The organism is Actinoplanes sp. CA-030573, from assembly GCF_050951115.1.
Lineage (GTDB): Bacteria > Actinomycetota > Actinomycetes > Mycobacteriales > Micromonosporaceae > Actinoplanes.
Window position 1 is genome coordinate 933,858 of sequence record NZ_CP192038.1, and the last position, 13,972, is coordinate 947,829.

8 protein-coding genes are annotated in these 13,972 nt (G+C 71.6%); 1 reads left to right on the forward strand and 7 read right to left on the reverse strand.

Features of this window, described 5'->3' with window-relative positions:
• Nucleotides 1-426: 426 nt before the first annotated feature.
• From ACQP2F_RS04435 to ACQP2F_RS04465, 7 genes are all read right to left on the reverse strand, one after another.
• The gene (locus tag ACQP2F_RS04435; protein WP_433300853.1) at nt 427-1,137 is read right to left on the reverse strand and encodes an ABC transporter permease; all 711 of its coding nucleotides are present in this window, start codon (nt 1,135-1,137) and stop codon (nt 427-429) included.
• Complete coding sequence (locus tag ACQP2F_RS04440; RefSeq protein WP_433300856.1) at nt 1,137-2,048, reverse strand: ABC transporter ATP-binding protein; 912 nt, start codon at nt 2,046-2,048, stop codon at nt 1,137-1,139. Before ACQP2F_RS04440 ends, ACQP2F_RS04435 begins: the two co-directional genes overlap by 1 nt.
• Nucleotides 2,045-2,908 carry an ABC transporter permease gene (locus tag ACQP2F_RS04445; RefSeq protein ID WP_433300857.1) on the reverse strand — a complete coding sequence of 288 codons (864 nt, stop codon included), beginning with the start codon at nt 2,906-2,908 and terminating at the stop codon, nt 2,045-2,047. The genes ACQP2F_RS04440 and ACQP2F_RS04445 overlap by 4 nt, the downstream gene beginning before the upstream one ends.
• On the reverse strand, nt 2,901-3,815 hold the full coding sequence (locus ACQP2F_RS04450) for an ABC transporter ATP-binding protein (RefSeq protein WP_433300859.1): 915 nt from the start codon (nt 3,813-3,815) through the stop codon (nt 2,901-2,903). The genes ACQP2F_RS04445 and ACQP2F_RS04450 overlap by 8 nt, the downstream gene beginning before the upstream one ends.
• 91 nt (nt 3,816-3,906) lie before the next feature.
• Nucleotides 3,907-4,896 (reverse strand): glycoside hydrolase family 5 protein, encoded by a 990-nt coding sequence (locus ACQP2F_RS04455; protein ID WP_433300861.1) that lies wholly within the window; start codon nt 4,894-4,896, stop codon nt 3,907-3,909.
• Between the two features lie 382 nt (nt 4,897-5,278).
• Entirely contained in the window at nt 5,279-8,074 is a 2,796-nt protein-coding gene (gene ppc / locus ACQP2F_RS04460; protein WP_433300863.1) for a phosphoenolpyruvate carboxylase, read from the reverse strand.
• Nucleotides 8,075-8,197: 123 nt separating this feature from the next.
• The gene (locus ACQP2F_RS04465) at nt 8,198-9,949 is read right to left on the reverse strand and encodes an enoyl-CoA hydratase-related protein (protein ID WP_433300865.1); all 1,752 of its coding nucleotides are present in this window, start codon (nt 9,947-9,949) and stop codon (nt 8,198-8,200) included.
• Between the two features lie 171 nt (nt 9,950-10,120).
• Between ACQP2F_RS04465 and mfd the strand changes: the two genes are divergently transcribed.
• On the forward strand, nt 10,121-13,738 hold the full coding sequence (gene mfd / locus ACQP2F_RS04470; RefSeq protein ID WP_433300867.1) for a transcription-repair coupling factor: 3,618 nt from the start codon (nt 10,121-10,123) through the stop codon (nt 13,736-13,738).
• The last annotated feature ends 234 nt before the right edge of the window (nt 13,739-13,972 follow it).

Consider the following 13,972-nt stretch of genomic DNA (forward strand, 5'->3'; position numbering starts at 1 on the left):
GTGGGCGGACCCCCTGTCCAGCATTCGGCAACCCGCGCCGGACAAATCCGTTTAATCCGGCAGTATGGCCGCCGATGTCGAGCGCCCTGCTCCAGCAATGAAGACTTCGGGCGCCCAGCGCGCACATTCTCTACAAGATCGGGGGAGCGGCGCTGAACAAGCCGGCGGCGGCGAGCACTCACGGCCGCCGGATGAATCGCGCGGCGTTGGGTGCTGTCGCGGCGGTGGGTGAGCTGTGCAGCGCGACGGCTGTTTGCCTGGCCGGGATTGCGATGGTCGCCCGGCCGCGAGTGTGATGGCCGGGCGGTCGCCAGTGCGATGGTCGCCCGGCCGCGAGTCTGACGGCCGGGCGGTCGTGAGGCGAGAAAAAGCCGGGGCGGGCGCGACCCCCATCAGCGCCCACCCCGGCCAGCTCCGCGCGAGCAATCAGCTGGTCTCGCCGGCCACGCTGAACGAACCCAGGCGGTTTATCGCGTAGACCAGGCCGCCGACGGCGAAGATCGCGCTCATCACGATGGCCACCGGCAGGGAGACCTTGCCCGGCAGCATGTCCGTCGGGGTGATCTTGTCGGCGATCGTGATGACGTACTGCTCGATGGACAGCACGCGCGTGCCGCTCACGAAGCGGCCCAGCAAGCCCTCCCACACCAGGATGTAGACCAGGCCCAGCAGCACCGGGCGGCGGGTCACCAGGCTCAGCAGCAGGAACAGCGCGGTGTAGGCGAGGGCACCGATCACCGCGGCCACGGCCAGGGCCAGGCCGAACCGCGCGTCGGCGGCCAGGACGCCGACGACGAACAGCGGGACGGCCGCGCCGACCGCCGAGACGCCGGCGGCCACCAGGAACTTGGCCAGGATGATGTCGCGGCGGGCCAGCGGCTTGGTCAGGATGTGCACGATCGTGCCGTCGTCGACCTCGGAGCCGAGCACGCCGGTGCCGACGATCAGGCTGGTCACGGGCAGGACCACGGCCAGGCCGAGGCCGACCACGACGGCCTGGCCCCACTGGGTGGGGTCGACGTCGCTGGCCCGGCACAGCAGTGCGAGCCCGATCAGCAGCACCGGCAGCGGCAGCAGCAGGAGCACCCGGCGGCGGCCGAAGAGGCCGCGGGCGGTGATGTAGGCGACCGTGGACATCATGCCTCCAGCAGGTAGGAGAAGACGCTCTCCAGCGACTCGTCGGACGGCAGCAGGCGCCGCAGCCGGATGCCCTCGCCGAGGGCGATGCGCGGCAGCGCGCGGGTGAAGCTGCCGTAGTCGGAGGCGCGCACGGTCAGGCCGCCCGCCTCGATCTCGACGCCGCTCACCGACTTCTCGCCGATCAGGGCGACCGCGAGCTTGCGGTCGTCGGAGCTCTGCACGGCGAAGACGTGCGGCCGGTTGGTCATCAGCCGGCGGATGCGCCGGTAGTCGCCGGAGGCCGCGAGCCGCCCGGCCACGATCACCTGGACCAGGCCGGAAAGCTGCTCGACCTCTTCCAGGATGTGCGAGCTGAACAGGATGGTGTGCCCACGGTCGCCGAGCGAGTGCAGCAGGTCCATCATGTGCATGCGCTGCCGCGGGTCCATGCCGTTGAACGGCTCGTCCAGCAGCAGCACCCGCGGCTCGTGCACCAGCGCGGCCGCCACCCGGGTGCGCTGGCGCATGCCCTTGGAGAAGGTCTCGATCCGGCGGTCCTGGGCGTCGGTCATCTCGACCAGCGTGAGCGCCCGGGCCGCGGCCGCCGCCGGGTCGGGCAGCTTCTGCATCTTGGCGCAGGCCTCGACGAACTGGCGGGCGGTGAGGAAGCCGTGCACCGCCTCGCGCTCGGCGACCAGGCCGAGCTCGCGGTAGATCGACGGGTTGCGCCAGGTCGGCTTGCCGTCGATGGTCACCGTGCCGCGCGAGGGCGACAGGAAGCCGGCCATCATGTGCAGCACCGTGGTCTTGCCGGCGCCGTTCGGACCGAGCAGGCCGGTCACCCCGGGCTTCAGGGTCATGCTGATGTCGTTGACGGCGACGACGTTGCCGTACCAGCGGGAGACGTTCTGCAGTTCGACGTCGCTCACAGCGAGGCCACCTTCCGGTAGCGGGCCAGCAACAGCAGCAGGCAGACGGCGATCAGACAGACCGCCTCGATGCCGTAGATCGGGCCGAGGTCGCCGATGTCCAGCCCCGGGTCCTGCACGTCGCGCAGCCAGAACTCGATGCCGTTGATCAGCGAGATCGGGCTGGCCAGGCCGGCCAGGTGGTGGGCGGTCTGGGACGGCAGCAGGCTGAGCACGCCGACCACCGGCACCGTCATCAGGACGAAGGCCACGATGCCACCGGCCGCGAACGCGCGCTTTCCGGTGAACGAGGCGATCAGCAGGCTGATGCTCGCGAAGACCAGCGCCCACAGCAGCGAGTAGCCCCACCCGGGGATCAGCAGGCCGAGCTCGTGCCAGACGCCCTTCATCCCGGTCTTGGAGGTGAAAGCCCCGGTCAAGAACATGATGAATTGAGGTACGCCGAGAAGCAGCCACAACGCCGTGACCAGCGCCGCCACCTTGGCCGTCACATAATCGGCCGCCCGCAGCGGACGGCTGAAGTAGAGCGGCAGCACGCCGGCCCGCAGGTCGCGGGAGACCAGCTCGGGCGCCACGATCGCGGCGAAGAAGATGACCAGCAGGCTCATGTTGTTGTCGATCTGGAAGTAGTCGAACAACCAGGTGCCGGTCTGCGAGCGGACGCCCGCGTTGATCACCGCGACGAGCAGGATGATGCCGGCCACGCCCCACGGGAAGATCTTGGATTTGGCCGAGCGGCCGAAGCCGAACGCGGCCCGCAGCCCGTGCACGTAGAGCGCGCCGAGCACGGCGCCCCGGCCCAGCCGCGGCCCCTCGTACCGCTGGTATCCGATGTCATGGATGACGCCGGCCTCAGACATCGGCCGTCTCCTTCGCGGTGAAGAGCTCCGCCACCCGGTGACGTCGCTGGTCGAGGCGGTGCAGCGGAAGGTCGAGCTCGGCCACGGCCCGCAGGATCTGGTCGTACGCGCTGTCCGACCCGAGCGGCACCAGCAGCAGCCGGCCCTCCGGGGTCACCTCGAACCCGAGGTCGCGCAGCATCGCCGCGAGCTCGTCGGTGCCCTCGCTGACCTCGACCGCGAGCACGTCGGAGGCCGCGGTCATGGCGGAGATGCGGTCCGCGCGCAGCAGCCGTCCACCGTCGATGGCGATGAGCGAGTCGCAGATGCGCTCGACCTCGCCGAGCAGGTGCGAGCAGACCACCACCGAGATGCCGAACTCGTTGCCGATCCGGTGGACCAGGGTCAGCATCGCGTCGCGGCCGGCCGGGTCGAGGCCGTTGGTCGGCTCGTCCAGCAGCAGCAGGTCGGGGTCGTGCACGAGGGCCTGGGCCAGCTTGACCCGCTGCTTCATGCCGGTCGAGTAGCCGCCGATCTGCCGGTAGCGCTCCTCGTAGAGGCCGACGTGCCGCAACGCCTCGGAGGCGCGCTCGCGGGCGGCGGTCTTGGGCAGCCCGCTGAGCCGGCCCATATGGGTCACGAACTCGGACGCGGACACGTCGGGCGGAAGGCTGTCGTTCTCCGGCATGTAGCCGACCCGCGACCGCACCTGGTCGGTCTCGGTCACCGGGTCGAGCCCGAAGACGCGTACCGAGCCGGAGGAGGGCGCCAGAAGCCCCAGCATGATCTTGATAAAGGTGCTCTTGCCGGCGCCGTTGGCCCCGACGAGCCCGATGACGCCCGCGTCGACCTCGACGGTCAGGTCGGACAACGCCGTCACCTTGCCGCCGTACGTCTTCGTCAGCGCCTGAGTCGCGATGATGGTCACGGGCTCAGCCTAGGAACCGGCCGCACCTCAGCGGATCCGGAGAATCCCTGAGAGGCCCTCGGGGTTTCTCAGCCGGCTCTCAGCAAGACGCTCAGCGGGCCCGGATACGGGCCCGGATCAGCTTGCCGGACGGACTGAGCACGCCCGTGTCCGCGAACTGCGCGCCCTGGCACGTGCCGGGTCGCAGCGCGGCGCTCGACTCGTCGATGTCGGAGAAGGTCCAGTTCGCGTAGCTGATCTTCAGCCGGTCCAGCAGATCGAGCCAGGTGTTGGTGCTCTCGGCGTCGAACGTCCCGCCACCGGTGAAGGTCACCGTGCCGAACTCGGTCACGAACATCGGCAGCCGGGCCGCCGCCTTGGTCAGCTCGGCCCGGTAGTTGTCCTTGTGCGACGCGGCGTAGAAGTGGAACGCGTACATGACATCGGCGAAGTCCAGCGGATCGGCGATGGTCTCGGCCGCGCCCGACCCCTCGGCGATGCCCAGCGAGGAGAAGCCGCGCGTCCCGACGATGACGACCGCGTCCGGGTCCTGCTGGCGGATAACCGGGATGACCTTTTGCGCGTACGCCTTGATGGCCGCCCAGGAGACGCCGTTCGGCTCGTTCGCGATCTCGTAGAGCACGTTCCGCTTGGCAGCGTTGCGTTTCGCGACCGAGGCGAAGAACGTCCGGGCCCGCTCGAGGTTGAACGCCGGGTCCCCGGGGTTGAGGATGTGGAAGTCGATCAGTGCATACAGGCCGCGCGCCGACGCCTTGTCGACCAGCGAGTTGACCTTGGCGGTGAAGCCGGCCGGGTCGGTCTCGAAGCCGCCCTCCTGCACGTACATGGCGATCCGCAGCAGGTCGGCGTGCCAGTCGTGGGCGATCGCGTCGAGCGCGGCGTCGGGGTAGCAGTCCGGCGCGAACTGCAGGCCGTGCGTGCTGACCCCGCGCAGCTGGATCGGCTGGCCGCTCTGGTTGCACAGGTGCGTGCCGCAGACGCGCAGCTTCCCGTTGATCTCGACCGGCGTGGATCCGGTGGCGGCCGCCTTCGGACTCGGCGATGTCTGGCTCGGCGATGACTGGCGCGGCGAGGAGCTCACGGAAGGCGACGCTAGCCGCTGCTGGCCCGGAATTTCGGAAATGGTGGGTGACGGAGTAGCGGGAGCGGCACCGGCGGGGCCGCCGGCGCCGGCAAGCCCAGTGGCGCTCGCGGGATCGGGAGCGCCCCTGGAACCGGCGGTGCCGGCGGAACTGAACGTGGTGACGGTCAGAGCCGCGGCCGTAGCCGCGGAGATGGCCAGTACGACGGCGGCCGACGCCGCGAGCAGTCTCCAGTCACGCATAGCCACCGCTCCCAGGGGCAGGGGAGCGTGGGAGCGCTCCCGAGACAGGTGCCCCTCAATACGCGGCCGGCGGTCCGACGGATCAAAAAGAAGGCCGGGCGGCGCCCGAAAGCGCTGCCCGGCCGCGTACGGAAGGGAATCAGCCGGTGTTGCGCATGCCGGCGGCGATGCCGTTGACCGTGGTCAGCAGCGCCCGCTCGAGAGCGGTCGAGTCGGACGGCGCCCGCCGCGCACCCGGCGCCGAGGCCGGCTGCCGCTCCTGATCGCCCAGATCGCGGTACTGCCGGAGCAGGGCGACCTGCAGGTGGTGCAGCGGCAGCAGGTACGTGTCGCGCACACCCAGCGTCCGCTTCAGCTCGGGCTGCGAGGCCAGCAGGTCGTCACCGCCGGTGATCGCCAGCACCTCGCGGACGGTGAGTTCGTACTCGGCCACGATCGTGTCGAAGATCGGGTGGAGGTTGGCCGGGACGAGCGTCTCGACGTACCGCCGGGCGATGTCGAGGTCGGTCTTGTTCAGCATCATCTCGACGTTCGACAGGAACGTCTTGAAGAACTGCCAGTTGCCGTACATCTCCTGGAAAACCTCGGTGTGCCCGGCCTCGCGGGCGGCCTTGAGGCCCGACCCGACGCCGAACCAGCCCGGGACGATCTGCCGGGTCTGGGTCCAGCCGAAGACCCACGGGATCGCGCGGAGGCCGCCGAGACCGGCGTCGGCGTTCGGCCGCTTCGCCGGGCGGGAGCCGATGTTGAGCTGGCCGAGCAGCTCGGTCGGGGTGGCCGCCCAGAAGTAGGCGGGCAGGTCCGGGTTCTCCACCAGCGCGCGGTACGCCTTGAAGGCCGCGTCCGACGCCGTGTCCATGGTCGCGTCCCAGCGGGCGAGCCGCTCGAGGTCGACCGAGGGCTCGGTGTGCAGCAGCGTCGCCTGCAGCACCGCGGCCACGGTCAGCTCGAGGTTCTCCCGGGCCAGGGCCGGCAGCGTGTACTTGTCGGAGATGACCTCACCCTGCTCGGTCACCTTGATCGCGCCGTCGAGCGTGCCGTACGGCTGGGCCAGGATCGCCTCGTGCGTGGGACCGCCGCCCCGGCCGACCGTGCCGCCCCGGCCGTGGAAGAGCCGCAACCGCACGCCGTGCCGGGCCGCCACGTCCCGCAGCGCGCGCTGCGCCTTGTGGATGCCCCACTGGCTGGTCGTGATACCCCCCTCCTTGTTGGAGTCGGAGTAGCCGAGCATGACCTCCTGGACGTCGCCGCGGGCCCGCACGATCTCCCGGTAGGCCGGCAGCGAGAGCATCTCGTCGAGCAGGTCGCCGCCCGCGTCGAGCTCGGCCGGCGTCTCCAGCAGCGGCACGATGTTGACCCGGGCCCGGCCGGTGTGGATGTCGACCAGGCCGGCCTCGCGGGCCAGCACGGCCGCGGCGAGCACGTCGTCGACGCCGAGGGTCATCGAGATGATGTACGTCTCGATGACGTCCATGCCGAACCGGTCCTGCACCTCGCGGATCGTGTTGAACACGTCGAAGGTCTTGCGGGCCGAGTCGGTGAGCGGGGTGTCGGCACTGGCCAGCGGGCGCCGGCCGGTGAGCTCGGTGGCCAGCAGCTTGGTGCGCTCGGCCCGGTCCAGCGCGTCGTAGTCCTCGACCTCGCCGACCTGGGTGTACATCTGCTGCAGGACCTCGTGGTGCTTCTCCGCGTGCTCCCGTACGTCGAGGGTCGCCAGCTGCAGGCCGAAGGCGGAGACGGTGCGGATCGCCGAGGCGACCACGCCGACGGCGGTGAGCTGGCCGGAGTTGCGGGCCAGCGACGCGCGCATCAGTTCGAGGTCGCTGATCAGCTCGTCGTTGCCGAGGTAGTCGCGGCCGGGCACGTGCCGGGTGCCCTGGCGCAGCCGCTCCCGGGTGTTCGCCAGCTTCGCCTTGATCGCGCGGACCTTGAGGCGGTACGGCTCCTCGGCGTTGGTCTTGCGGAACCGGGGCGCGACCTCGGGCAGGTTGTCCAGGTCCTTGGCCAGCGACGCGGAGAGGTCGAGCGAGACCCCGCGCAGCCGCCGGGAGACCGACAGCTCGTCGATCAGCAGGTCCATGGCCTTCTCGGTGGCCTGGATGCCCTGCTCGTGCTGGATCATCAGGACGTCGCGGGTGACGGCCGGGGTGACGAACGGGTTGCCGTCCCGGTCGCCGCCGATCCACGAGCCGAAGGTCAGCGGCTTGGCCGTCGGGGCCGTCTCGACCCCGAGGTTGCGCAGCGTCTCGGCGAGGTCGGTCAGCACCTGGGGCGCCGCCTCGGCGTACAGGTCGCGCAGGTAGTAGACGGCGTTGCGGGCCTCGTCGGTCGGGTCCGGCCGGTCGAGACGCAGCTCGTCGGTCTGCCAGAGCAGGTCGATCAGCTCGGCGAAGCGCCGGGTCGAGGCGGTCGTGTCCGACGCGCCGTAGAGCACCGCGGCCGCCGCCTCGTGGTCCAGCTCGTCGGCGACCTGGCGCAGCTTGGAGAGGATCGAGCGGCGGGCGGCCTCGGTCGGGTGCGCGGTGAAGACCGGCCGCACCGCGAGCCGGCGGGCGGCCGCGGCGATCTCGTCGGCCGGCACCCCGCGCTCGGCGATCAGCTTGGCCGCCTGGTCCAGCCAGCCGCCGTCGCGGGCGCGCCGCCGGCGCAGGTCACGGGCGCGGTGCACCTGCTCGGTGATGTTCGCGAGATGGAAGTAGGTGGAGAACGCGCGGGCGAGCTTGGTGCCGGTCGTCACGTCCATGGCGGCCAGCCGGTCGGCCGCGCCGGCGGCGTCCTGCCGTACCAGGGCCCGGACCTCCTCGACCAGGTCGAGCAGGGGCCGGCCCTCCTGCCGGGCCAGGGTCTGGCCGAGCAACGTGCCGATGCGCCGGATGTCGGCGCGAAGAGCCGCGTCCGGCCCGTCGGGGTCGAGGTGGCCGTGCTGGTCGGTCATCGGGGCGCTCCTTAAAGCCTTTCGGTGCTCCAGGACGGCGCTGTCCCGACTCCGCCGATGGTATCGGCGTGACCCATGTACCGGGTGAATTGAGGCAAGTCTCACCTCAGCCCCGGGAACAACTCAAGCCGACATCGGAACCGCCGGCCGCAGGATGGGCTTCGGCAGCCGCGGCGCCTTCCCGCCCGGCAGCAGGCGGGCCGGGGTTTCGCCCGGCTTGATCTTGCGGACGAAGGCGTGCCGCGCGGCGGCGAAACCGGACCGGTCGGCGTAGATGTCGCGGCTCATCTCGGCCAGCTCGCGGGCCTCGTAGACCTCGAGCGGGACCCGCTCGGCGGCGAGCCGTCGGGACTTCGCCTGCCGCCGGTTGCGCGCCGCGCGGGGGTCACTCTCGCGGGCGGCCAGCTCGGTGAGCCATTCCGTGTACGCGTCGGGATGCCGCGGGCCGACCTCGTCCACCAGCCCGATCTCCGCCGCCCGGGCCGCGCTCACCGGGAGCTTGTCGTCGATCAGCTGCTGCGCGCGGCCGGCGCCGACCCGGCGGGGGAGCGTGAACGTGTGCAGCTCCGACCCGTACAGGCCCATGTCGTAGTAGGGGTTGAGGACGATGCCGTCGCGGGCGGCCACGATGTCGGCGCCGAGGCCGAGCATCACCCCGCCCGCGCCGGCGCTGCCCGCGTATCCGGCGATGACCACCTGCCGCGTGCACGTGATGATCTCCCGGCACACCTCGTTGATCGCCCGGATCGCGGCCCAGGCGGCGCTGGCCGGGTCGGCGGCGGCCTCGATGACGTTGAGGTGGATGCCGTTGCTGAACGCGTCCGTGCCGCCCCGCAGCACCAGGACCTCGGTGTCCTGACCGGCCGCGTGGCGCAGCGCGGTGGCCAGCCGCCGGCAGTGCCCGGGCGCCATCGCGCCGTTGTAGAAGTCGAAGCTCAGCCAGCCGACCGCGCCCGCGCGCCGGTAGCGGATCTGCCGGTAGGTGGCCGGATGCTCGGGCTCGCTCCCGGCCGGCAGCGGGGAGTGCGGCACCCCGCGCAGCCGGGCGCCGAGCAGGGTGGTGGCCGGCAGCTTGATGCCCGCTCGGGCATGTTCCGGGTCGGCGGCTCGCAGGTGGCCCAGCCAGACGCTGCCGTCGCCGGTGCCGACCAGCACCGCGCCCTGCCGCCGACTGAGCAGCCGGCCCGGCCGGCCGGCCCGTCCGACGCCGGGCAGCGCGTCGTAGGCGAAGACCGGCAGGCCGCCGAGCTCGGTCCGCACGCCGGGGCTGCCGTCGGCGGCCCTGATCTTGCGGACGATCTGCTCGGTCGGGTCGTCCCAGGCGAACGCGCGATCCGGCTGGCGCATCAGCGGGCGCAGCCGCGCGCCCGGCGCCTCGGTCGGCACGCGGTCGGCCGGGACCGGCGTGAACGACTTGTCCTGCGCCTTGGCCACCACCTCGCGGACGCACTCCATCGCCGCGTCGGCGACCGGCCCGTTGTAGAGCGACGACTTGCGCGGCGGCACGGCCGGCACGCCGAACGTGCGGGTGGCCCAGATCGGCCCGGCGTCCATCTCCTCGACCGCCTGCAGCGCGGTCACGCCCCAGACCCGGGCGCCCTCGCTGATCGCCCAGTCCAGTGAGGAGGGCCCGCGGTCGCCGACCGGGCCGGGGTGGATGATCACCGTGCGCCAGTGCCGCCAGACCTCGGCCGGCACCCGGTCCTTGAGGAACGGGCAGATGATCAGGTCGGGCGCGGCCCGCCGGACGCCGTCGATCATGTCCCGCCCGCTCGTCGCCAGCAGGACACCGACATCGTGTCCGTCCTCGCGCAGGGCGCACCATGCACGCTGGCTCAGTCCGTTGAACGCCGTAACGAGCAGCAGGATGCGCACGTTGTCCTCCTCGGGAGCCCACATAGACAACGAAACGGCAGTTTTCTCCGGGTATCGACGCCCATGTCGGACATGTTGTCCGTCCCGAGAATGTCGGAGGGCCGGACTAGACTCGATCGCATACCCCCGTCCGATGGACGTCTGGGGTTATTCGACGTGGGGGAAATCGGCATGCAACTCTCCGGACTGATCCCGGCTGCACTGCGCGACCGGGGCCTCGCGCGCGCCCGCGACCTGGCGCGCAAGGGCTTCGTCGACTCCGACTCGCTCGACCTGACCGCGCCCGCCTCGCTGCGGCCGTTCGTGGTCGCCACCGTCGCCGGCGCGGCCGACCTGGGTGGCGCCGCCCGGCCGGTGCTGGCGGTCACCGCCACCAGCCGCGAGGCCGACGACCTGGCGGACGCCCTCGGCTGCCTGATCAGCCCCGACCGGGTGGCCGTCTTCCCCTCGTGGGAGACGCTGCCGCACGAGCGGCTCTCCCCCCGGTCCGACACGGTCGGCCGCCGGCTCGCCGTGCTGCGCCGCCTCGCCCACCCCGGCGAGCACCCGGTGCAGGTGGTCGTGGCGCCCGTGCGCAGCGTGCTGCAGCCGCAGCTCAAGGGCCTGGGCGACCTCGAGCCGGTGGAGCTGACCACCGGCGGCGAGGCCGAGCTCGAGGGGGTGGCCCGGCGGCTGGCCGACATGGCCTACGCCCGGGTCGACCTGGTCACCAAGCGCGGCGAGTTCGCGGTGCGCGGCGGCATTCTCGACGTCTTCCCGCCGACCGACGAGCACCCGTCCCGGGTCGAGTTCTGGGGCGACGAGGTCGAGGAGATCCGCACGTTCGCGGTCGCCGACCAGCGCACGATCGACCCGGTCGACCGGCTGTGGGCGCCGCCCTGCCGGGAGCTGCTGCTGACCCCGGCGGTGCGATCGAAGGCGGCCGAGTTGTCGGCGGCGCACCCCGAGCTGGCCGAGATCCTCGACAAGCTGGCCGAGGGCATCCCGGTCGAGGGCATGGAGTCGCTGGCGCCGGCCCTGCTCGACGGCACCGACAGCATGGAGCTGCTGCTCGACTGCATGCCGGCCGGCACCCACGTGCTGCTCTGCGATCCCGAGCGCATCCGCACCCGGGCGCACGATCTCACGCGTACGTCCGACGAGTTCCTGGAAGCGTCCTGGGCCGCCGCCGCCGTCGGTGGCCAGGCGCCGATCGACGTCGGCGCCGCGGCGTTCCGCACGCTCGCCGACGTGCGCGCGCACGCCGCCACGTTGTCGCAGCCGTGGTGGACGGTTTCGCCATTCGGCCTGGTCGAGTCGGACTCCGAGGCCGCGCCTGACGACCAGCCGTGGCTGGAGACGCCCGCGGTCTCGGTCTCGCCCGATCTCGGCGACGCCATCGCCCTCTCCGCGCAGCCCGTGCCGCTCTATCACGGCGACACCTCGCGGCTCGTGGCCGACATCGCCGAGTGGTCGGGCAACGGCTGGTCGGTCGCGCTGGTCTTCGAGGGGCACGGCACCGCGCAGCGCGCGACCGAGGTGCTGCGCGACTCGGGCCTGGGCGTCACCCCGGTCGACTCGCTGGAGACGCCGATCGAGCCGGGTCAGCTGCTGGTCACCTGCGGCGGGCTCAACCACGGCTTCGTCGACGCCGCCTCCCAGCTCGCGGTCATCACCGGCAACGACATCAGCGGCGGCCGCGGCGCGTCCACCAAGGACATGCGGCGCATGCCGTCGCGCCGGCGCAACACCATCGACCCGCTCGAGCTCAAGCCCGGCGACTTCGTCGTGCACGAGCAGCACGGCATCGGCAAGTACGTCGAGCTGGTCCAGCGCACGGTCAACGGCGCCGACCGCGAATACCTCGTGATCGAGTACGCGCCGTCCAAGCGCGGCCAGCCCGGCGACCGCCTCTACGTGCCGACCGACCAGCTCGACCAGCTCTCCCGCTACGTCGGCGGCGAGCAGCCCACGCTGCACAAGATGGGCGGCTCCGACTGGCAGAAGAGCAAGGCCCGGGCCCGCAAGGCGGTGCGCGAGATCGCGGCGCAGCTCATCCAGCTGTACGCGGCCCGCCAGGCCTCGAAGGGGCATGCGTTCGGTCCCGACTCACCCTGGCAGCGCGAGCTGGAGGACGCGTTCCCCTACACCGAGACCCCCGACCAGCTGGCCGCGATCAGCGAGGTCAAGCACGACATGGAGCTGGCCGTCCCGATGGACCGGCTGATCTGCGGCGACGTCGGCTACGGCAAGACCGAGATCGCCGTACGGGCCGCGTTCAAGGCCGTGCAGGACGGCAAGCAGGTGGCGGTGCTGGTGCCGACCACGCTGCTGGCCCAGCAGCACTTCAACACGTTCACCGACCGGATGGGCCAGTTCCCCGTCAAGATCAAGCAGCTGTCCCGCTTCCAGACCCCGGCCGAGGCCAAGCTGACCCTCGAGCAGGCCGCCGACGGCACCGCCGACATCGTGATCGGCACGCACCGCCTGCTGGCCAACTCGACCCGGTTCAAGAACCTCGGCCTGATCATCGTGGACGAGGAGCAGCGGTTCGGCGTCGAGCACAAGGAGCAGCTCAAGGCCCTGCGGGCCTCGGTCGATGTGCTCACCATGTCGGCGACGCCCATTCCCCGTACGCTCGAGATGGCCATCACCGGCATCCGCGAGATGTCCACCATCGCCACCCCGCCGGAAGAGCGTCATCCCGTGCTCACCTTCGTCGGCGCGCAGGACGACAAGCAGGTGGCCGCCGCCATCCACCGCGAGCTGCTGCGCGACGGCCAGGTCTTCTACCTGCACAACCGGGTCGAGTCGATCGACCGCGCCGCCCGCAAGCTGCGCGAGCTGGTTCCCGAGGCGCGGGTCGCGGTGGCGCACGGCCAGATGAGCGAGGAGCAGCTGGAGAAGGTGATGGTCGGCTTCTGGGAGAAGGAGTTCGACGTCCTGGTCTGCACCACGATCGTCGAGTCCGGCATCGACATCCCGAACGCGAACACCCTCATCGTCGAGCGGGCCGACCTGCTCGGCCTGGCCCAGCTGCACCAGATCCGGGGCCGGGTGGGCCGGGGCCGCGAGCGCGCGTACGCCTATTTCCTGTACCCGCGCGAGAAGCCGCTCACCGAGCACGCCCACGAGCGGCTGGCCACCATCGCCCAGCACACCGAGCTCGGCGCCGGCATGTACGTGGCGATGAAGGACCTCGAGATCCGCGGCGCCGGCAACCTGCTGGGCGGCGAGCAGAGCGGCCACATCGAGGGCGTCGGCTTCGACCTCTACGTCCGCATGGTCGGCGAGGCGGTCCAGGCGTTCAAGGGCGAGCGCCCCGAGGAGGAGCCCGAGGTGAAGATCGACCTCCCGGTCGACGCCCACCTCCCGGTCGAGTACATCGCCGTCGAGCGCCTGCGCCTGGAGATGTACCGCAAACTGGCCGAGGCCCGCGACGACAAGGCCCTGGACGAGGTGATCGCCGAGATGACCGACCGCTACGGCGAGCCCCCCGCCCAGGTCGCCAACCTGATCGCCGTCGCACGCTTCCGCCAGCTCGCGCGCGCCTACGGCCTGACCGACGTCTCGATGCAGGGCAAGCACATCCGCTTCTCCCCGCTCCCGCTGCCCGACTCGAAGCAGTTGCGGTTGAAGCGCTACCACCCCGACGCCGTCTACAAGCCGGCGACGGATCAGGTGAGCGTCCCGAGGCCGGCCACCCGCCGCGTGGGCGGCGAGCCGCTGCGCGACCAGGCGTTGCTGCAGTGGTGCGCGCAGCTGCTGAAGGACGTGCTGGGGGAGGTGCCGGCGAAGGCCGCCGTCTGACGCTCCGGTGGCGCTGTTGGCCGGCGTGGGCGTGCTCCGGCTGGGCTTTGCCGGGCGGCGAGCGTTTGCCGGCTGGGCGTTTGCCGGCTTGGTCGTGTCGCGGCAGGGCGTTTGCGCCGGCGAGCGGCGGCCGGCGTCTGCCTGGTGGCGGTCGGTGTGGCCGGGCGCGGGCGGTGGGTGGCCGCTGTGGGCTGCCATGGCCCGGGGCGCTGCGTGGTCGCGCTTCGAGCGGCC

What these genes read in the sequence shown, in the direction of transcription:
- ACQP2F_RS04435 (WP_433300853.1), bottom strand. Translation starts at nt 1,137, where the DNA reads ATGTCCACGGTCGCCTACATCACCGCCCGCGGCCTCTTCGGCCGCCGC.
- ACQP2F_RS04445 (WP_433300857.1), bottom strand. Translation starts at nt 2,908, where the DNA reads ATGTCTGAGGCCGGCGTCATCCATGACATCGGATACCAGCGGTACGAG.
- ppc (WP_433300863.1), bottom strand. Translation starts at nt 8,074, where the DNA reads ATGACCGACCAGCACGGCCACCTCGACCCCGACGGGCCGGACGCGGCT.
- mfd (WP_433300867.1), top strand. Translation starts at nt 10,121, where the DNA reads ATGCAACTCTCCGGACTGATCCCGGCTGCACTGCGCGACCGGGGCCTC.